This is a genomic window from Azospirillum thiophilum, from assembly GCF_001305595.1.
GTDB classification, from domain to species: domain Bacteria; phylum Pseudomonadota; class Alphaproteobacteria; order Azospirillales; family Azospirillaceae; genus Azospirillum; species Azospirillum thiophilum.
The window spans coordinates 2,358,144-2,378,235 of record NZ_CP012401.1 but is presented as its reverse complement, the minus strand read 5'-3'; the positions used below and the strand labels follow the sequence as shown (position 1 = coordinate 2,378,235).

The 20,092-nt window shown below is 71.1% G+C and carries 15 protein-coding genes; 1 reads left to right on the top strand and 14 read right to left on the bottom strand.

All coding sequences use genetic code 11. The features are described 5' to 3' along the window. Window positions 1–10: 10 nt before the first annotated feature. A complete protein-coding gene (locus tag AL072_RS10965; protein ID WP_045582290.1) occupies window positions 11–2,032 on the bottom strand; it encodes a PAS-domain containing protein in 2,022 nt (673 codons plus the stop codon). A 238-nt stretch (window positions 2,033–2,270) separates the two neighbouring features. Between AL072_RS10965 and AL072_RS10960 the strand changes: the two genes are divergently transcribed. Beyond that, window positions 2,271–2,735, top strand: a complete 465-nt coding sequence (locus AL072_RS10960; RefSeq protein WP_082108782.1) for a hypothetical protein — start codon at window positions 2,271–2,273, stop codon at window positions 2,733–2,735. 21 nt (window positions 2,736–2,756) lie between these two features. Here AL072_RS10960 and AL072_RS10955 read toward each other — a convergent pair whose 3' ends face one another. The 13 genes from AL072_RS10955 to AL072_RS10895 all read right to left on the bottom strand — a co-directional run bounded on the left by AL072_RS10955 (window position 2,757) and on the right by AL072_RS10895 (window position 20,065). Next, a complete protein-coding gene (locus tag AL072_RS10955) occupies window positions 2,757–5,885 on the bottom strand; it encodes an efflux RND transporter permease subunit (RefSeq protein WP_052709864.1) in 3,129 nt (1,042 codons plus the stop codon). Then, window positions 5,882–7,117 carry an efflux RND transporter periplasmic adaptor subunit gene (locus AL072_RS10950; protein WP_045580307.1) on the bottom strand — a complete coding sequence of 412 codons (1,236 nt, stop codon included), beginning with the start codon at window positions 7,115–7,117 and terminating at the stop codon, window positions 5,882–5,884. Before AL072_RS10950 ends, AL072_RS10955 begins: the two co-directional genes overlap by 4 nt. 37 nt (window positions 7,118–7,154) lie before the next feature. Then, on the bottom strand, window positions 7,155–7,763 hold the full coding sequence (locus AL072_RS10945; RefSeq protein WP_045580308.1) for a TetR/AcrR family transcriptional regulator: 609 nt from the start codon (window positions 7,761–7,763) through the stop codon (window positions 7,155–7,157). 188 nt (window positions 7,764–7,951) lie between these two features. Beyond that, the gene (locus AL072_RS10940; protein WP_045580309.1) at window positions 7,952–9,334 is read right to left on the bottom strand and encodes a BON domain-containing protein; all 1,383 of its coding nucleotides are present in this window, start codon (window positions 9,332–9,334) and stop codon (window positions 7,952–7,954) included. Window positions 9,335–9,647: 313 nt separating this feature from the next. Continuing rightward, entirely contained in the window at window positions 9,648–10,040 is a 393-nt protein-coding gene (locus AL072_RS10935; RefSeq protein WP_045580310.1) for a response regulator, read from the bottom strand. 75 nt (window positions 10,041–10,115) lie between these two features. Next, entirely contained in the window at window positions 10,116–10,454 is a 339-nt protein-coding gene (locus AL072_RS10930) for an STAS domain-containing protein (protein WP_045580311.1), read from the bottom strand. Window positions 10,455–10,573: 119 nt separating this feature from the next. Beyond that, on the bottom strand, window positions 10,574–12,727 hold the full coding sequence (locus AL072_RS10925; RefSeq protein ID WP_045580312.1) for a PP2C family protein-serine/threonine phosphatase: 2,154 nt from the start codon (window positions 12,725–12,727) through the stop codon (window positions 10,574–10,576). Window positions 12,728–12,733: 6 nt separating this feature from the next. Further along, window positions 12,734–14,272 (bottom strand): methyl-accepting chemotaxis protein, encoded by a 1,539-nt coding sequence (locus tag AL072_RS10920; protein WP_082108783.1) that lies wholly within the window; start codon window positions 14,270–14,272, stop codon window positions 12,734–12,736. Then, window positions 14,269–15,114, bottom strand: a complete 846-nt coding sequence (locus tag AL072_RS10915; RefSeq protein WP_082108784.1) for a hypothetical protein — start codon at window positions 15,112–15,114, stop codon at window positions 14,269–14,271. Before AL072_RS10915 ends, AL072_RS10920 begins: the two co-directional genes overlap by 4 nt. 32 nt (window positions 15,115–15,146) lie before the next feature. After that, window positions 15,147–15,983 carry a hypothetical protein gene (locus AL072_RS10910; RefSeq protein ID WP_045580314.1) on the bottom strand — a complete coding sequence of 279 codons (837 nt, stop codon included), beginning with the start codon at window positions 15,981–15,983 and terminating at the stop codon, window positions 15,147–15,149. 37 nt (window positions 15,984–16,020) lie between these two features. After that, the gene (locus AL072_RS10905) at window positions 16,021–17,076 is read right to left on the bottom strand and encodes an ABC transporter substrate-binding protein (protein WP_144428194.1); all 1,056 of its coding nucleotides are present in this window, start codon (window positions 17,074–17,076) and stop codon (window positions 16,021–16,023) included. A 5-nt stretch (window positions 17,077–17,081) separates the two neighbouring features. Further along, window positions 17,082–19,262: an MFS transporter gene (locus tag AL072_RS10900; protein ID WP_060721703.1), complete on the bottom strand. Its 2,181-nt coding sequence runs from the start codon at window positions 19,260–19,262 to the stop codon at window positions 17,082–17,084. Further along, window positions 19,259–20,065, bottom strand: coding sequence for a hypothetical protein (locus AL072_RS10895; protein ID WP_045580316.1), 807 nt, complete (start codon window positions 20,063–20,065; stop codon window positions 19,259–19,261). Before AL072_RS10895 ends, AL072_RS10900 begins: the two co-directional genes overlap by 4 nt. Between the last annotated feature and the right edge of the window lie 27 nt (window positions 20,066–20,092).

Here is a 20,092-nt window from a genome sequence, read left to right as displayed (position 1 = left end):
GCTGTTCCCCCTACCCCACCGGAAAGCGCAGCAGGAACCGCGCGCCCTTCTCGCCGCCATCCTCCCTGCCGCTTTCCAGCACGATGCTGCCGCGCATGGTTCCGGCCATGATGTTGGCGCAGATGCTGAGGCCCAGGCCGCTGGCGCCGAGGCCGCGCCTGGTGGTGAAGAAGGGCTCGAACACGCGGGGGCGGATGTCGGGCGGTATGCCCTTGCCGTCGTCGGCGTAGCGCATCTCGATCCAGCCCGGCGGCTCCTCGCGGGCGGACAGGCGGATGCGGCCGGTCCCGCCCTCGTCGAAGGCGTGGACCAGGGCGTTGATGACCAGATTGGACAGCACCTGCGCGAAGGCGCCGGGATAGCCGTCGACGACCAGGCCGGGCGGGATGTCGAGCTCCACCGAAACCGCGGTGCCGCGCAGGCGGGGACGCAGGCTCAGCAGCACCTCGTCGACATAGGCGGCGAGGTCGAAGGGGCGGCGCTCGCCGCTGGCCTGGTCGGCGGCGACCTGCTTGAAGCTCTGGATCAGGCCGGTCGCGCGCTCGACGTTGGTCAGGATCATCCGCGTCGTCTCCCAGGACAGGTCCAGGAACTCGTGGAAGTCGCTGCGGCGGATGCGGTTCTCGTCGTAGAGGGCGCGGATGCGGGCGACCTGCTCGCCCAGATGGGAAATCGCCGTCAGGGTCACGCCGATGGGCGTGTTCACCTCATGGGCGACGCCGGCCACCAGCTGGGCCAGCGACGACAGCTTCTCCGCCTGGATCAGGCTGGCCTGGGCGTCGCGCAGCTCCGCTTCCGCCCGCTTGCGCGCGGTGATGTCCAGCGACACGGTGACGATGTGGGTGACCTCGCCGTCGTCGCCGGTCAGCGGCATCTTGGTGGTCAGCCAGTCGCGCAGGGTGCCGCTGCCGTCGGGCGCCCGGTCCTCGTGGAAGGGCAGTCCCTGGCCGCAATCCGCCACGAGCCGGTCGAACGCCGCGGCGCGCTGGGCCGCCGGGCCGGCGGGCGGACCGGCCGGGCCGTAGGTCTCGCGGTAATAGCGGTTGGTCAGCCGGACAGAGCCGTCGCGGTCCTTCACGTCGATCAGCGCCGGGATGGCGTCGATGACGCCGGTCAGGATCTCGCGGCTCTGGCGCACCGCCTCGTCGGCGACGACGCGGTCGGTGATGTCGATGAAGCTGCGGACCTGCCCGCCGTCCGGCAGCGGCACCACCCGCACCTCGATAAAACGGCCGTCGCCCTGGGGACGGGCATAGACGAACTCGCCCGCCGGCCGGCCGAGCCTGCTCATCAGGTAGGCGGTCTTGGCGTCGAGGTCGTCGCCGAAATCCGGGGCGCCGGCCGGCATCGCCACCAGCCCGCTGGACAGCTGGTGCCGCACCACCTCCGGCAGGGTCGGGCCGGCGCGCATCGTCTCCTCCGACAGGCCGAGGATGTCCAGCGCGCCGGCATTCCAGGCGATGTAGCGCAGGTCGCGGTCGAGCAGGACGATCCCCTGCCCGGCATTCTCCAGCGTCAGCCGCAGCAGGTGGCGCTGGGCGGCAAGCCCCTCCTCCGCCCGCTTGCGCTCGGTGACGTCGGTGTAGGTGCGGACGAAACCGCCGTCGGGGAGGAGCCGGGTCCGCACCTCCAGTACGCGGCCGTCGGGGCGGCGGTGCTCGAAAAGCGGCGGCTCGGCGCGGCAGGCGCTTGCGATCTGCCGGTCGGCGAGCTCCTCCGGGTTGCCGGGGCCGTATTCGCCGGCCCAGGCGAGATGGCGCACCAGCTGCGGGTAGGTCGCGCCCGGCATGAAACCGCGCGGCCGGCCGAACAGCTCGTACAGCGGCCCGCTGACGATCCGCACCGTCAGGGCGGCGTCGACCAGGATCACGCCCTGGTCGATCTGCTCCAGCGCGAGCGCCGCAAGGCCGCCATCGGATTGGGTTCCGTCGGATTGGGTTCCGTCGGATTGGGTTCCGTCGGATTGGGCTCCGTCGGATTGGGCTGGCCGATCCGGCGGGTTCGTCGGGAGGTCGGGGTTCTGGGCTGGCAAGGTCGGCGAGCCATCCGTCATTACGCAGTTCCACAATCGAACGGGGCACTGTATCAGCCAGCAGCGGTCCTGCCGAGCCTTCGTCTGTGCCGAGACGTCACAATCACGCGACATTTAGCGGACATTTTAAGCTTTACGGAACCTTTGCCATATTACCCTGTTCCGAATCGCACTGCGTTTGTGCATGATCGACAGGGTTGCACGACCGCCCTTCCCGCCAGCTTGAGGTAACCGCCCCTTGTCCGGACTGGCCGCCCTCCCCGCACCGACCGGCACGCAGCCCCCCGCAGGGCTGGCGAAGCTGCGTCAGATGCTGGCGAGCGACGCCGCGGCGGTTCAGCCGATCCGCCGTATCCCCGGTGAGGACGAGCGCAAGCGCGGCAAGGACCAGACCGGCGAGACCGGCGATGCGCTGAAGGGCAGCGGCCGGGCCGATGCCGAGCAGACGGCGGCGCGCAGCCGCACGGCCGGCGGGTCGGCCGGCGGATTCGCCATCGGCGGCGCCGCGGACGGGTCCGGCCCGGTCAGCGGCGGAACCGTGCCGCTGACGGCAGTGCCCAACGCCGGCTATGTCGCCCAGAGCATCCACCAGGAAGCCATGGGCAGCGGCCTCACCATCGAGCCGTGGTCCGAGGCCATCGACGCCTACCGGCGCGCCGATGCCGGGGTGAACACGCCACTGCTGACCCAAATCGCGGTATAGGGATCGCGGTTTAGGTGCGGCTCAGTCGTCTCCGGCGGCCGGCATCGGGCCGTGCGGCAGGTCGGCCTTGCGGCCGCGATGGAACAGGCCGCCGACGAAGCGGCCGAAATCCTCCATGTAGAGATAGAGCGACGGCGTGATGTAGAGCGTCAGCACCTGCGACACGCACAGGCCGCCGACCACCGCGAGGCCGAGCGGCTGGCGCAGTTCCGCCGCCGCGCCATGGGCGACGGCGATCGGCAGGGTACCCATGATCGCAGCCATCGTCGTCATCATGATCGGTCGGAAGCGCAGCAGGCAGGCCTGCTCGATGGCGTCATGCGCCGACATGCCGTTGCGCCGCGCCTCCACCGCGAAATCGATCATCATGATCGCGTTCTTCTTCACGATGCCGATCAGCATCAGGATGCCGATGATCGCGATCATGCTGAGCTCGGTGTCGAACAGCATCAGGGTGCCGAGCGCGCCGATCACCGCCGACGGCAGGCCGGACAGGATGGTCAGCGGGTGGACGAAGCTCTCGTACAGCACGCCGAGCACGATGTAGATCACCAGCACCGCGGCCGACAGCAGCAGCGCCTGCCCGGCCTGGGCATCCTGGAACACCTGGGCGGTGCCGGCGAAGCCGGTGGTGATGGTGGGCGGCAGCTCGATCTCGCGCTCCGCCGCGCGGATCAGGTCGACCGCCTGCCCCAGCGAGGCGCCGGGCGCGACGTTGAAGGACAGGGTGACCGCCGGCAACTGCCCCTGGTGCGCCACCGCCAGCGGGCCGGCGGTGCGCTCCACCCGCGCGAAGGCGTCGAGCGGCACCAGCTTGGCCGTCGTGGCCGAGCGGACATAGATGCGGGACAGCGAGCTGTCGTCGCTCTGGTATTTCGGCTCCAGCTCGATCAGCACCTGATAATCGTTGCTGGGGGTATAGATGGTCGAGACCTGCCGCTGGCCGAAGGCGCTGTAGAGGGTCGAGCGCACCTGATCGACGCCGATCCCCAGCGTCGCCGCCTTCTCGCGGTCGATGTGGACATAGGCCTGCGGGTTGTTGAGCTGAAGGTCGCTGGTGACGTCCTGGAGGACGGGGATGCCGTGCAGCGTCTGTTCCAGCCGGGCCGACCACTGGTACAGCTCGTCGAGGTCGAGGCCCTGGATGGTGTATTGGTAGAGGCTCTTCGACGAACGGCCGCCGATGCGCAGGTTCTGCACCGGCTGCATGTAGACCGCCATGCCGGGGATGCCGTTGACCTGCCGGCGCAGCTGCTGGATCACCTCGGTCGCCGACGGGCGCTCGTCGCGCGGCTTCAGCGTGACGAACATGCGGCCCTGGTTGCCGGTGCTGCCGCCGGTCCCGACCGAGGAGATGACGTCGACCACCGCCGGGTGGGCCTTCATGATCGCCGCGACCTGCTGCTGGCGCTCGGCCATCGCGGCGAAGGCGATGTCGGGCCGCGCCTCGGTCGTGACCTGGATCTGGCCGATGTCCTCGGTCGGGAAGAAGCCCTTGGGGATCGCCTGGTACATCAGGGCGGTGCCGGCCACCGTAGCGATCATCACCAGCCCCATCAGCGGCCGGTGGCGCAGCGTCCAGCGCAGGGTCCGGGCATAGCCGTTCAGCACGGCGGAGAATCCGCCCTCCAGCATTCGGCCGAACCAGCCCTCCTTCTCCTCGCCGGGGGCGTGGTGGGTGAGGAAGCGCGAGCACATCATCGGCGTCAGCGTCAGCGACACGAAGGCCGACGCGGCGATCGCCATGGTGACGACCAGGGCGAATTCGTGGAACAGCCGGCCGACGACTCCGCCCATCAGCAGGATCGGGATGAAGACCGCAACCAGCGACAGGGTGATGGACAGGATGGTGAAGCCGATCTCGCGCGAGCCCTTGATCGCCGCCTCGAACGGCTTCATGCCCTCCTCGACGTAGCGGACGATGTTCTCCATCATCACGATGGCGTCGTCGACCACGAGGCCGACCGCCAGCGTCAGCGCCATCAGCGAGATGTTGTCGACGGAAAAGCCGAGCAGATGCATGCCGCCCGCCGTCGCGATCAGCGAGATCGGCACCGCCAGCGCCGGGATCAGCGTCGCCGACAGGCGGCGCAGGAACAGGAAGATCACCAGCACCACCAGCACGATGGTCAGCGCCAGGGTGAACTGCACGTCCTCCACCGCCTGCCGGATCGACTGGGAGCGGTCGTTGACGATGTCGATGGCGGCGGATGCCGGAAGCTGCGCCTTGAAGGACGGCAGCAGGGCGCGCACGCGGTCCACCACCTCCACCGTGTTGGCGTCGGGCTGGCGCTGGACCGCCAGCATGATGCTGCGGGTGCCGTTCAGCCAGCTGGCCGTCCGGTTGTTCTCGACGCTGTCCTGCACCAGCGCCACGTCGCCCAGCCGGACGGGGGCGCTGTTGCGGTAGGCGACGATCAGCTCGCGGAAGGCGGCGGCGTCGGGAAGCTGCGGGTTGGCGGCGATCACCAGTTGCTGCTGCTGGCCGGTCAGGGTGCCGACCGGCGTGTTGGCGTTGGCCGCGGCCAGCGACTTCTGCAGCTCGTCGATGCCGATGCCGCGCAGCGCCAGCGCGTTGGGGTTGACCTGCACCCGCACCGCGTATTTCTGCGAGCCGTAGATCTGGACCTGGGCGACGCCGGGCAGGGTCGCGACCTTGGGCTGGATCAGCGTCTCGGCGATGTCGTTCAGCTTGGAAAGCGGCAGCGTCGGCGAGTTGAGCGACACGAACAGGATCGGCTGGTCGGCCGGGTTGACCTTGCGGTAGCTGGGCGGGGTCGTCATCTCCGCCGGCAGCCGGCGCTGGGTGCGGGCGATGGCCGCCTGCACGTCGGCCGCCGCCGCGTCGATGTCGCGCTCCAGCACGAACTGGATGGTGATGCTGGTGTTGCCGAGCGTGCTGTTCGAGGTCAGCGTGTCGATGCCGGCGATGGTGGAGAATTCCCGCTCCAGCGGGCTGGCGACCGAGGCCGCCATGGTTTCCGGCGAGGCGCCGGGCAGGGATGCGGTGACGCTGACGACCGGGAAATCCACCCGCGGCAGCGCCGCGGTGGGCAGCTGGCGGTAGGCCGCCAGACCGCCGAGGACCATCGCCGCCGTCAGCAGGATGGTCATCACCGGACGGCGGATGCAGAGTTCGGAGAGGTTCACGTCGCGCCCCCGCCGGTCTGTGCCTGAGCGGATTCATGGGCCGCCGAACCCTGCTGCCGCGCGCTCGCCGCGCTCTCCCCGCCGGGCGGCGGCGCCGGCTTGCCGCCGGCGCGTTCCGACACCCTGGCACCGGGGAACAGCCGCGACTGGCCGTCGACCACCACCCGCTCGCCGGCCTTGAGGCCGGTGGCGATGACGCTCTGGCCGCCATGGGTGCGCTCCACCGTGACCGGGCGCACCTCCACCGTCTCGTCCGCCTTCACGACATAGACGAAGCGGCCCTTCTGGCCGGTCTGCACCGCCAGATCGGCGACGGTCAGGGCGTCGGGCTCGACCCGCAGGGTCAGCACGGTGTCGACGAACTGGCCGGGCCACAGCCGGGTGTCGGCATTGGGAAACTCGCCCTTCACCAGGATGGTGCCGGTCTGCTGGTCGACCTGGCTGTCGACGAAGGACAGCCTACCCTCCGCCGTCTCGCCGCGGCTGCCGGCGATGCTGGCGGTGACCGGCAGCGAGCCCCTGGCCATCGCGGCGCGGATCGTCGGCAGATGCTTTTCCGGGACGTTGAAGCTGACATTGATCGGGCGCAGCTGGGTCAGCGTCACCAGCGGGTTGGCATCGGCGGCGCGGACCATGGTGCCGACCTTGGCGGCGACGGTGCCGGTGCGTCCGTCCATCGGCGCGGTGATGCGGGTGAAGCTGAGCGACACCCTGGCCGCCTCGATCGCCGCCAGATCGGCCTTCACCGTGCCCTCCAACGCGTCGGCGGTGGCGACCGCGGCGTCGTAGGTGGTGCGCGAGATGGCGCTGGTGCGCACCAGCTCGGCATAGCGCTTCACGTCGCCCTTGGCCTTTTCCAGGTTGGCGCGGTCGCGCTCCAGGTTGGCCTGCGCCTGGCGGAGCTGGGCGTCGAGCGCGCGGGCGTCGAGGGTGAACAGGGTGTCGCCGGTCCTGACCTCCTGCCCTTCGGTGAAGGCGACGCTCTCGACCACGCTGTCTATGCGCGCCTTGATCGCGATGGCGGCGATGGGCTGGACGCTGCCGATGGTGACGATCTGTTCGGGCAGCGCCTGGGCCGCCACGATCTGCGTCACCACCGGCACCGCCCGCGCAGCGGCCGGCTCCGTCCTGGCCGTCTGGGCCATCCTTCCTGCGGATTGATTAGCATACCAATAGTAACCGCCGCCGCCGACCAGCACGGCGACCAGCAGGACCAGGAAAAGCCGTCTCATCCGTTGGGACTCCAGACGCCGGATCGCGGCGCTTCGCTTATATGAAGGGGGGCAGCGTGGTGATGCCTGACATCAGAAGGTCGATGACGGAACGTTCCAGCGCGTCGCGCGGGCGGTCGCCCAACTGCATGATCCCGCCGCGCACCATGCCGATGATCAGCAGCGGGACGATCTCCAGATCGACCTTGCGGAATTCGCCCGACGCCATGCCGTCGGCCAGCACCTGCTGCAGGGCGGTCGCAGTGCCCTGGCTGCGGCGGCGCAGGATGCGCCGGGTGCGGTCGGCCAGATCGGACTGGTCGCCGCCCAGCAGCTTCAGCGTCTGCAGCTGTTCGCTCAGCGTGTCGACCAGGGCGGAAACCATCGAGGACAGGCGGACGGTCGCCGGCTGATGCTGCGGCGCCAGCTCCGCGTTCAGCTTCTGCTCGAGCCCGCCCAGCGCGCGCTCCAGCGATTCCAGATACAACTCCTCCTTGGAGGGGAAGTAGCGGTACAGGGTCGCCTTGCCGACGCCGGCCCGTTTCGCCACCTCCTCGACCTGGACGGAGGCATAGTCGCGGCCGGCGAACAGCTCGGCCGCGGCGGTGAGGATGACCTCGCGCCGCCGAGCGCGCCAGTCAGGTATCTCTTCCGCATCGAGAGGCATGAATGGAACTCACGGGTTTCAAAAAGCGACGATAGTCGAGTTGATTAGAGTGTCAAGAAACCTGTTTCCAGGGAAAATGAATTCGCCGTCATGCAGAAAAACCCGCCCGGCCCTGGGGCCGGACGGGGTCGGTCGGAATCCCTCCTGCGTTACGCCCGCGATGGCCGGCAGCAGCGGCCGGCCGCGGCTCAGCTGCGGCCGGTGGAGGACCGGCTGGTCTCGGACGTGCCGGCCGTGCTCGCGCTCGTGCCCGCGTTCGAACCGGTGCCGGCCGAAGCGCCGGCAGGGCCGCCGCTGGTTCCGGCACCAGTGCTGAAGCCGATGCCGGAGCCCTGGAGCCCGGCGGCCGCGCCAGACGGCGAGCCGGCCGGGGAGGACGCGGCGCCGGTGGCGGTCCCGCTGCCCGCACCGGCCATGGCGGAGGCGCCGGCACCGGTCGAGCTGCCCCAGGAATTGCCCCGGTCCGAGCCGCCCTGCATCTCCGTCCGGCTGCGGACGCGCAGGTTGTTCTGCACATGGCTGACACCGGAGACGGATTCGGCGACGTCTTCCGCCCGGCGCTTGGTCTGGCGGTCGGGGACCATGCCGGTCAGCGTCGCCTCGCCGCCGCTGACCGCCACCTCGATGTCGGAGGCGTCGATATAGGCGTCGTCGGTCAGCCGGTCGTTGATGTCCTCGCGCACCCGCTCGTCGGAGCGGCTGTAGCCGCGTGGGCCGCGGCCCCGGTTCAGGGCGGCGCGGCGCTCGTCCTCGTGACGGCGGCGCTCGGCATCGTCGTCGCCGAACCAGGAGGCCACCTCGTCGCCGGCCTGCTCCAAGAAGCCGCGTTCGCGCGACCGGCCGCCACTGCCCTCGCTCCGGCGGTCGGTCCTCTCGCCGCCGCCGTAGCCGCCGCCGTAACCGCCGTAACCGCGGTCGCGGGCCTGCCCGCCGGGAGCCTCGCCCCGGTACCAGCCGCCCTGCTCACGCCCGGAGTCATGGTCGCGGCCATAGTCCCGGCTTTGGGAGCGGTAATCCCGTTCGCCATACTCCCGCCCGCCCTGGCCGAGCGAGCCGCGGCCGCGCACCCCCTGGCCGCCTTCGCCATAGAAGCGGGCACCGTAATCGAGATCGCGATACTCGCCGCTTCCGACGTCGCGGCTGGTGTAGTTGCCCTCCGTGCCGGCATTGCCGGCCCCGGCATAGCCGCTCGATCCCTGGCGGCCGCCATAACCGCCGCCATAGCCGCCGCGGTTCATGTCGCGGCCGGCGCCGAAGCTGCGGTCATAGACGCGTTCCATCTCGCCGGCATTGTCGCGCCGGCCTTCGTAACGGGGCTCATGGCCATAGTCGCCCGACTCGTTGCCGACGCGCCCGCCATAGCCGGCGTCGCGGTAACTGCGCCCCTGCTCATCCTGGTGACGGTGGGCCTGCCCGCGATACATGCTGTCGCGGTCGGCGAAGGGCTGGCCCTCGCCGGGATCGTAGACGCCGTAGCGCTGGCCCTCGCCGCGCCGGCGGTTTTCCCGATCCCGGTCATCCTCGGTCCAGTCCCGGCCTTCGCCACGCCACCGATTCTCGTATTGCGCCATCGTGGTCGGCTCCCTCTTGCAGGATTCTTGGTCTTGCGGGCAGCGATCCGCCGATGGCCGTCCAATGACCGGCCCCGACGCGCCCACATGCCCCGGACAACAGGAGCGGGCAAACGGCGTTCCGCGATTTTTCCGGGCAGGGAGGGTGCGAAAGGGAAATCGGCGCACCGGAAATTTCTGGCACAAGCCTTGCGTGGCGATATTCGGTTGGTTCCACGCAAGACTAGCGGCTTCGGCGCTTCATGCCCCGAAGCCGTTTTTTTTGCCGCCTATTCTGCCCTTTATTCGAGCAGAGACTTCAAACTGCTTAAATTCAGAGCGGCCGGTCGAGCAGACGGTCGACCGCCGCGCCCAACTCTTCGTTGAGGAAGGGCTTGTAGATGATCTCATCCGCATTGAACATGCGCGTCATCTTCAGCAGATAGCCGGCGGGCATGTTGGGAGCGCCGCCGGACATCGCCAGGATCTTCACCTCGGGCTGGAGAGTGCGGGCGGCCTTGATCAGCTCGATCCCGTCGACCTCCGGCATCAGCACGTCGGTGACGATCAGGTCAAAATTGCAGCGGCCGAGCGCGCGGATGCCCACGCGCCCGTTCTCCGCCTCGGTCACATTGCAGCCACGGCCTTCGAGATAGCCGGCCACCGACAGCCGCACGGCCGGAGAATCTTCAACCACCAGGACATTGGGCCGATCGCCGCGTGCCATTCCTTGCCCGGTCCCTTTTCGGAGACCGCCTTATCGAAAGGCCGGCCGCAGCCGGCGGAAACCGGTCCCCTGCCCTCACCCGCCGAGCGCCGTGACGGCGGACGCCGCATCGGGATGGATTTCGAACAGCGACGAGAAGCCGCTGACGTCGAAGACCTCGCGGATATGCGCCGCCATCGCCGACAGGGCAATGGCCCCACGCTTGGTGCGTGCCGCCTTCGCGGCGACCAGCAGGCAACGCAAGCCGGCGGAACTGATGTAGGAAAGCTGCGCCATGTCGACAACAAGCCGCGTGCCCTCCGCCGACATCGCGGCGACCAGCACCGTTTCGAACTCGCCGGCATTGCCGCTGTCGATACGGCCGACGGCGCGCAGAACGGTGACGCCGTTGACCGATTCTTCGGTGATATTCATACCCTGCCTACCTCATCTCGCTTGGTTCGTGCTTATATCACGCCACAGCCCGCAGGACGACGCCTTACGCGTGCACCTTGCACAAGCCGGAGTCCGCGAACCGGACCGTGTGACCCAAATCAGGCGACCGCATCCGGGACCTGCGCCATGGTTCCGGCCGGAGCATCCACCGCGCCGCGCCAGCGCAGGACGAGGCAGGTGATGTCGTCGGACTGCGGTGCCCCGGCGGTGAAGCGGGCGACGTCGGCCAGCACCCCGTCAAGCCCGTCGCGCGCCGTGGCACTGGCCTGCCGCCCGACGGCATCGACCAGCCGCGGGTCGCCATACATCACGTCCTCGCCGTTGAAGGCCTCGGTCACGCCGTCGGTGAACAGCACCACCATGTCGCCGGTCTCCAGTGTCACGCTCTTCTCGCCGAAGGGCATGTCGGGCATGGCGGCAAGCGCGATGCCGGGGGTGCGCGCCAGTTCCTTCACCGTGCCGGCCGCGGTCATGCGCAGCGGCGGGTTGTGGCCGCCGTTGGAGAAGGCCAGCACGCCGGTGCGCAGGTCCAGCTCGCCGTAGAAGGCGGTGACGAACATCATCTGCTCGTTCTCCGCCGCCAGCAGGTTGTTGACCCGGCGCATGGTCTCGGCCGGACCGACTCCGGACTCGGCGATGGCGCGCAGCATCGTCCGGGTGATCAGCATGAAGAAGGCGGCCGGAATGCCCTTGCCCGACACGTCGGCGATGACCACCGCGACCTTGTGTTCGGAAATCGGGAAGAAGTCGTAGAAATCGCCGCCGACCTCCTTGGCCGGGATCATCCGCGCGGCGATATCAAGCTCGGCCAGGTCGGGGAAGACCTGCGGCAGGATGGTCAGCTGCATGGTGCGGGCGATCTCCAGCTCCTGCTGGAGGCTGATCAGCCGGCGCTTGTCGGCCAGCGCCTCGCGCAGGTCGCGCACCATCTGGGTCAGCTGGACCTGCTGGGTGCTGACGCGGGTCGCCAGACGGGAAAAGCCCAGCGCCAGCAGCCCCAGCTCGTCGCCGACGCCCTTGGACTGGGCCGACTGGGCGTCGTGGGTCTCCGCCTCGATCTGGCGCAGCTCCTCGAGCAGGTTCAGCCGGGCATCCTCCTCCAGCGTGACGGCCAGCGCCTCCATCTGACGGCGGATGAAGCGCTGCTGGCGGCGCAGGCGGCGCTCGCGCTGACCGGCACTGCGCTCGATCTCGCGCATCACGCCGCGGAAGACCTCGACCGCCCCGGCGATGCGGCCGATCTCGTCATTGCCGGCCGGCAGCTCGACATAGCCCATCGACCGGCCTCGCGAGAGATCCTGCAACGCCTTCACCGCCCCGTCGAGCGTCGAGAAGTTGCGCCGCAGGAAGCCATACAGCAGCCCCAGCGCGCCGAGCAGCACGAGGCCGACCGCCGCGACATAGGCGACCGACCACAGCGTCTGTTCCTCCACCGCCTGGGTGACGTCGGTGGCGATCAGCACGGTGGCGACCCGGCCGCCGGCCAGATCGGCGACCGGCAGGCTGGCCAGGGCGTAGCGCCGCCCGCCGCTGGCGAGCGTGGCGATGCTGCGCTCGGCCGGGCGGACCAGCGGCTCGACCGCCGGCCACAGCGGATCGGTCACACCGTCCAGCGCCGCGCCGTTGCGGGTGACGGCGAAGACGCGCCCGCCGGTGGTCCGGCGCAACACGTCGAGCGCGGCGGAGAAGTCGAGCCCGGCGACCGCGGCCCCGGTGACGCCGGCACCGCTGCCGGCGCCGCCGCCGGCCCCGGTTCCGGCATAGATCGGCGCTCCGGCCACGACGATGAGACGCTCGCCATCGACCAGACGGACGCCGCGCGCCAGCTTCTGCCCGGACAGGATGGCGTCGAGCGCGCCGCGGTTCAGCAGCGGCGCCGGATCGAGCGACGGGTCGGTGCTGTAGAGCAGGTCGCCCGACTTCGACAGCAGGTTGATGTCGGTGATGCCGCCGGCCGCCGGGGCGGCGACGATGCCGAGCGCGGCGGCGCGGCGGTAGAGCGCGCCGCGGTCCTCTGCCTCGACCGCGCGGGCGATCTCGGAATCGCCGGCCAGCCGTCCCAGCCCCTGGTCGATCCGGCCGGCGGCGCCCGACACCGCGAGCTGCCAGGAGGTTTCCAGCCGCGCCAGCTCAAGCTCGCGGGCGCGCTGGGCGGCGGCATCCTCGCGAAGGGCGGCGAAACCGAGCAGGAGGCCCGCGACCACGGTGACGGTGGCGAGCACGAACAGGATGATGCGGGTCTGAAGCAACATGGGGTCTCAGCTCCGCGGAACGACGATGGGACGGGCCATCGGCAGGGCCAGCCCGGCAAGCAGCAGCGACGAGGCGGCGAGCGTCCCGCCGTCCCAGCCGATGGCGACCGCCCACAGCAGCGCGGCGAGGATGCCGGAGACGAGCGCGCGGACGACCGGGAGCGTGCCGGCGCCCGAGCCGCCATCGACCGTCTGGCGGCGGACATAGGACAGCGCCAGTCCGGCGGCCAGACCGGCGGCCAGACCGCCGCACAGGCTGCCCGGCAGCGTCCAGCCGTCCGTTGCCGGCCCGGCCGACAGCCCGGCCGACAGCCCGGCGACCAGCAGCGCAGCCGCCGCGATCGCCAGCGCGACCAGCAGCGCGGCGAGACGGCGCCACCGCGCCGGAACGGCATAACCGGCTGCGGCACCGGCCAGCGCCGCAGCCGCGGCCGGCAGCAGGCCGGTTGCCGAGGGGGTTCCGCCATCCAGCACCAGCATCGCCGACGCCGCGACGGCCAGTACCGCGAAGCCATGGACATCGTCGGCGCGCACATCGACCTCGCGGCGCGGCGCCGCCTCCAGGCCGGGGCCGAGGGCGTCGAGCGCCGACAGGCGGGTGCGCTCAACCGCCGCGGCGACCTCCGGGTCGAAGACGGCGGCCCGCACCTCGTCGGCATGGGCTGCGAAGCGCTGGCGGCGGTCGTGCAGACCGAAGACCACGGCGTTGAAGGCGAAGAGCAGCCGGCCGACCTGATCGCGCGGCCGGCGGCCCAGCAGCGTCGCGAAACGGCCGTCGGCCGCCTCCTGCATGGCGCGGGACAGGCGGCACAGCGGTGCGCGGAAGCTGGCGCGGGCCAGCACGCCGGCCAGTTCGGCCAGCAGCAGCAGAACCGCCAGCCCGCCCAGCGCAACCGTCACCAGCTCCCCGGCGATCTGGCCGCGCACCTGCCCGGGCTGCACGCCGACCAGCACATGGCCGGCCGGCGGGCTGGCGGCACCGCCGCCGCCTTCCGCCGACAGGCGGCCGACGCGCACCGGCAGGCGCAGGATCAGCAGGCCATCGCGTTCGATCGGCTGGAGCGACGCGGCGCGGGTCTCGGGCGTCGGCAGGCCGCGCAGCGTGGCGGCCAGAGCCTCCAGCCCCCGGGCGTCGAGGTGGCCGGCACCGGCCGCAGCGGTGGCGGCGGTCGCCGTCCCCTGGAGCAGCGCGCCGTCGCCGCCGGTCAGCGCCAGGAATCCAAGATCCGGGTTGCGGCCGGCGATGCCCTGGAGATAGGAGTCGACGCCCTCGATCCGTTGCAGCGGGATGCCGTAGGCGATGGCGCGTTCGAGGTCGTGCTGCACCGCCTCCGCCACCGCGGCGGCCTTGGCCGCGCGCGCCTCACCGAGCTGGTCCTGCGCCAGCCAGGTGCCGAGCAGCCCGACGCCGGCCATCGCCAGCAGCGCGGCCAGCAGGATGACCGCCGGAACGCCGAGCATGAACAGCCGGGCCGCCAGGGGCCGGGGCCCCAGAGGCCGGGTCGAAGAGTGCGGGCGGGAGTGCGGGAGGGTGCGCTGCGTCATGCGAGTTCGTCCAGACGGGCGACTTCGCGCTCCGCCTCGTCGAGAATGGTCAGGCGCCGGCGCACAGCCTTGGTGAAGGCGTCGGCGGGAAGGCCCAGCGCTCCGGCGGGATCGGCGGCAGCATCGGCAGCCGGGGGAGGCAGGGCCGTGCCGCGGGATGCCGCGCCCTCTCCCAACCCTTCCAGCGTCGCGGCGAGGTCGGTCAGCGACCGGCGCGGCGCACCGGCCAGCCACAGCCCGGCCAGCCAGCCCAGAAGCGCAACCGGCAGCGCGATCAACACCCCGCCGATGGCGAGCATCAGGGCGTAATGGCGCACCGGCTCAGCCATCACGCCGGCCGGCATGCGCACCAGCACGGCACCGGCCACCGTGTCGAAGCTGGTGGCGAGGCCGACGCCGTAGATCCGCTCGGCCCCGCGCTCCTCGGACCAGAAACCGCTGACATCACCGCCCGGCGGGTTGCCCGCGGTGCCGTCCGGCCCGGCCGTCCCGGCCGGCTGGCGGACCGGCAGCGCCTCCCCCACCTCCACCGCGTTGGTGGAGAAGAGGACGGTGCCGCCCTCGTCCAGCACGGTGACCGATTGGATGCCCGGTAGGGCGAGGCTGGCACGGGCCAGCAGCGCGTCGACCTGCGGCAGGTCGCCCAGCGCCAGCCCGAGGTTGAGCTGGGTCTCGAGCGACGCCTTGGCCTCGCTCAGCACGAATCCGACCTGGGAGGCAACGGCCTCGTCCAGGCGGCGCGTCTGCTCGCGCGTCCACAGCACGACGGCCGACAGCACGGCGACGAACACCGCCACCGCCACGAACGCCGCCAGCCGCGCTCCGAAACTCCCCGATCCCATCCCGCCCATCCCCTCCGGCCAGCCGTCCGCGCTCAGCGCGCCCGCCCGGCCCGTTCACGCCCGCACAGCGCATACCAGCGCGCCGCAGCCCCTTCGCCGGCCGCGACGCGGCCCCAGACATGGCCGCGCTCGAACACGTCCCAGCGGCCGGCCAGATCCTCCACCGCCACCAGCTCGGCGCTGGCGGGGTCGAAGACCGGATCGACGCCGAAGTCGCGATGGACCAGCAGCCGCACCAGATCGCTGCCGACGCGGATCATCCGCCGCGGATAGATGCCATGCCCGGCCAGATGGCCCCAGCTGCGGTGATTCCGCGTGCTGACCGTGGTGATCAGGTGCCGGCGGCCCAGCGCCTCCGCCACCCCGATCCGCCAGTCGATCAGCCGGTGATGCAGGCCGCGCCCGCGTTCCGACGGATCGACCATGGCCGACGACATGTGCGCGACCCAGGGCAGTTCGTCCTCAGGCAGGTCGAGGTCGCGGCCGCGGTTGGCATCGCCGGCGCCCGGCAGGCCGAGCGCGCCATAGGCGACCAGCCGTTCCCCGCCGGTGCCGTCGATGCGGAAGATTCCGGCGGTCAGCCCGCGGTCGCCCAGATGGTCGGCGACGAAGTTCCCGACCTCGCCGGCCATCCGGTAATGGTCGGGATCCTCCAGCGTCGCCACCACGCGGACACGGAAATCGGCGAGCAGGCGGGAATCGCCCAAATCCATCATGCGGACGGACAGCCCGTCCGGCAGTCCGGCGGCCAGCGCCGACAGGCGGGAACCGGCCACCGCGCGGGCGGCATCGCCGCACAGCGGCGACGTTGCATCGCCGCACAGCGGTGCCGCGGCGCGCGTAAGGGTGGCGGGGGCGGTCGCGCTCATAGCGCGCCGCCCGTGAGATGCCGGGTTGAGTCGCCACTCACGATTCGATGATCTCCGCGAAGTTCAGCAGGCCGATGGGCGGGTAGTATTCCAGCGCCCGCACGGTGGCCATGTTGATGATGACGGAAAAGCGCTTCAGCGTTTCCACCGGGATTTCGGCCGGACTGACGCCGTCGACCAGGATCTGGGCGGCCTTGAAGGCGGTGAAGCGGCCGATGCCGTAGGCGCTGCTGGCCAGCGCCAGCATCGCCTTGTCGGTGCGCACGATCAGCTCGGTCACCGAGAAGGTCGGCAGTTGCAGGCGCAACGCCTCCGACGCGACGACGGATCGGTTGTGGAAGGCGATGAAGGTGTCGGGGCCGATATAGAGCACCTCCGCCCCGCGCTTCGCCACCCGGGCCAGCGCGTCCGGCACCGCGGCCGAGATCGGCTCGCCGCGGTCGTTGAGCGGAACCGGCTCCTCGATCAGCTCCAGCCCCCGCAGCGCAGCCTCCGCCCGCAACCCTTCGATGGTGAGGACGGAGTTGCGTTCCTGCGGGTTGTAGACCACGCCCAGCCGCTTGACCGGACGATAGGCCTGGATGGTGTTGAGCTGCACCGCGATCGGTGCGATGTGGATGGTGCCGGTGACGTTGCGCCCCGAACGGGTGAGGTCGGGAACGATCTTCGCATCGACCGGAGCGGCGACGAAGGTGAAGACGACCGGGATGTCGGTGATGTATTTGCGCGGATTCGCATCGTCGAAGGGACCGACCAGCGCCCGGGTCTGCGGCGTGCCCCAGCTGTAGACCAGGTCGGGCCGGGTGTCCTTGATCTCCTCGATGATGCCCGGCAGCCTGGCCGTGTCGCCGCCGGTGTTGCGGATGGTGAATTCCGCCTTCAGCCCGCGGCGGGCGAGATAGTCCTTGAAGCCGAACTCGTTGTCGCTCTCGCCGCGGCCCAGCACCATGGTGATGCGGAAGGTCTTGTCGGGGACGGCGGCGGCCAGCGCCGATCCGGCGAGCGAGGCCCCCGGCAGGGCGAGGCCGCCGGCGGCGGCGAGGCGCAGCAGCGCCCGGCGCCGGATCTGAAGGTCGCGGGGATCGAAACTCATCTCGGTCAAGCCTCCTGCGGCCGGGCGGCGGGGGTGGCCGGCCGGCCGGTGCGGAACAGGATCCAGAACAATATCGCGCTCACCCCGCACAGCAGGCCGATGCCCACCATCGCCTCGCGGTAGGAGGTGGCGACGGCGACCGCCATCGCGGCGACGGGCCCGAGCGCGCCGCCGAGCCGCTCGATCAGCCGGTACCAGCCGATGGCGGCGGTTTCCGGCAGGCCACCCTCGCGGGCGATCTGCGAAACCAGCGTCAGCTGCGGGGCGCCGACCAGCGCCTGCGACAGGCCGAACAGGGCGATGGCCAGCGGCGGCCCCCACAGCGCATGGGTGGCGACGATGGGCAGGCAGCTGGCCAGCGTGCCGATGCCGCCGAGCGCGATGAAGCCGCGCCGCGCCTGCCAGCGGTCGGACAGGCTGGCCGCCAGCGGCGACACCAGGATGAAGGCGACGAAATACATCATCTGCACCCGCCCGACCTCGGACTTGGTGGCGCCGTCGGCGGTCAGCAGCAGCGGCACCAGGCAGAACAGGAAGGCGGTCGACGCGATCTTGGTCGGGATGGCGCTGAGCAGCATCAGGGCGGAGAAGCGGAGGTCGCGGAACAGCGGCAGCGCGCTGCCCATCGCCGGCCGGGCGGCTGCCCCGGCGGGACGGGCGGTGCTCCGGCCGCGCAGCAGCAGCAGGCTGACCGACAGGCCGGAACCCAGCGCCAGCGCGGCGCCCAACAGGAAGGTGGCGCGGAACCCAACCTGATCGGCGATGATGCCGCCGCCGACCGGGCCGCAGACGCCGGCCGCCAGCAGCGCGCCGATGAACATCGCCATGCCGGCGGCGCGGTTGCGCGGCGTGCTGTGGTCGATGACGATCCCCTGCGCGGTGATCAGCACCAGCCCGTAGCCGAGGGCGGTCAGGCAGCGCCACAGCATCAGCTCGTACAGCGAACCGGCATAGGCGGTCAGCGCGAGGCTGACGGATCCCAGCACCGCGCCGATGGTGAAGGAGCGCGCCCGGCCCCAGCGTTCCGAGAAGCGGGCGCCGCCCGGCTGGGACAGCGCCCAGATCAGCATGAACATGGTGATCGGCAGGCTGACCACCATGTCGGGCGTCAGCCACGGCACCTCGCCGGCGAAGGATTTGGCATAGGCCGGCAGGAAGGGGCGCGACAGCTCCTCCGACAGGCAGAACAGGAAGACCGGCAGGCGCAGGAAGACGAGGTTCAGCGGTGTCGGCGCGGCGGCGGTGGACTCCGGATCGCGGAAGCGGAAGCGGCCGGCCAGGGCGGCAAGCCCGGACTCCGCCCGCCCGACCCGCGGGTCGTCGGAGCCCAGCCGGCCGCGCAGCTCCGCCACCCGCGCGGCAAGGCCGGCATAGCGGGCGTTCACCGTGTCGAGCGCGGCGCGCACCCCGCCTTCCAGCGCCCGGTCCTCGGACGCAGGACCGGAGGCGGAACTGGAGGGAGCGGCGATCTCCGGCAGGGTGGCGCGGAAATCGCCCTCCTCCGCCCGATCGGCCAGCAGCCGCAGGGTCAGCACCCGCCGCATGGCGAGGTTCACCACCAGTTGCAGCACCTCGAAGATCAGCAGCACCGACACGATGACCACCGACAGCACGTCGAGCGCCAGATCGGTCGAGGCCTTGGCCAGGAAGGCGCTGTCGACACCGACATGCAGCGCGCCGGCCGGGTTGGCGGCCTCGCCGAGCGGACGGTCGATGTCGATGAAGCCGCTCGCCAGCCGCCCGTCGGCGGGACCGGCCAGCCGGTCGGCCGCCAGCGCTGTCAGCCCAGCCAGCGGCGCTCCCGCCGAAGCGACGATGCGTCCGGCCGGGTCGGTCACGGCGATATAGGCGATGTCGTCGTGACGCGCCACCTCCTCCGCCAGCAGGGCGTCGAGGCCGGTCATCCGGTTCAGTGGGATGCGCACGCCGAGGCCGCGGTCGACCTGCGCCGCCATCAGCCCGCCGACCGTCTGCGCCTTGCGCGCCAATTCCGGCTGGAACAGCGGGTCGAAGCTGCGCAGCGACAGCCAGGACGCGGCCCCGGCGGCCACCAGCAGCACCGCGACGGTGACGATGGTCAGCCGCAGCACCAGGGCGCTGATCGGGTCGCGACCACCCTTCGGCTTGGCCGCGGGGGGGGCGGAACCGGCAGCGGTCGAGCCGGCGTTGCGGGTGGCGTCGCTCATGTGGCGGCTCCGAAGCTGGCGGTGCCCGGAGTCCCGCCCGGGTTCCCGGCAATGCCCGGCGGCACCATCCTGCCGGTTTCCTGCGGCACCATGGCGTCGAGTTCGCGTTCCAGCTCCTCCATGGCGCGGTCGGCGTCGGCGATGCCATGGTTCAGGCGGTCGCGCACTGCGCCCAGTGGGGCGGCACCGGCGGCGAGGCCGCGGCGCCCGCCGCCCTGGCGCACCACCATGAAGACGGCGGCCAGCGTCGCCAGCCCGGCGATCCCGACCAGGACCAGCGTGCCGGCCCGCAACTCCGCCTCGACGGCGGCGACACGCGCCCGCAGCCCGGCCAGCGACGAGCGCAGGATCACCTCGCCCACGGTCTGGCCGAAGCTGTTGCGCACGCTGCTGCCGATGATCAGGGCATCGCCGGAAATCTGCTGGCGCAGCGTCGTCCCGGCGGTGGCGGCGTCGTTCCAGCGCACCGGCGAGGGCTGGCCGATGGCGGCGCGGTCGGCGGCGAACAATACGATGCCGCGGTCGTCGACCACCTCGACCCCGAGGATCTCCTCGCCGGAGCCGGCCCGTTCGGCCTGGGCCTGGAGATCGACCAGTTCGGACAGGTCGAGCCCCAGCGTCAGGCCATATTCGACCCGGCGCCGCATCTCATCCGCCACCACGGTCAGCCGGGAGCCGTTGACCTCGCGCAGCTTCTGCTCGAACTTCAGTCCGGCCAGCGCGACCGACAACAGGACGGCAGTCGCCACCGTCGCCGCGATGACGGCCCCGGTGCGAAGCGCCAGCACCCCGCCGAGCTTCATCGCGTCCCCGCCATGTCTGCGGTCAGG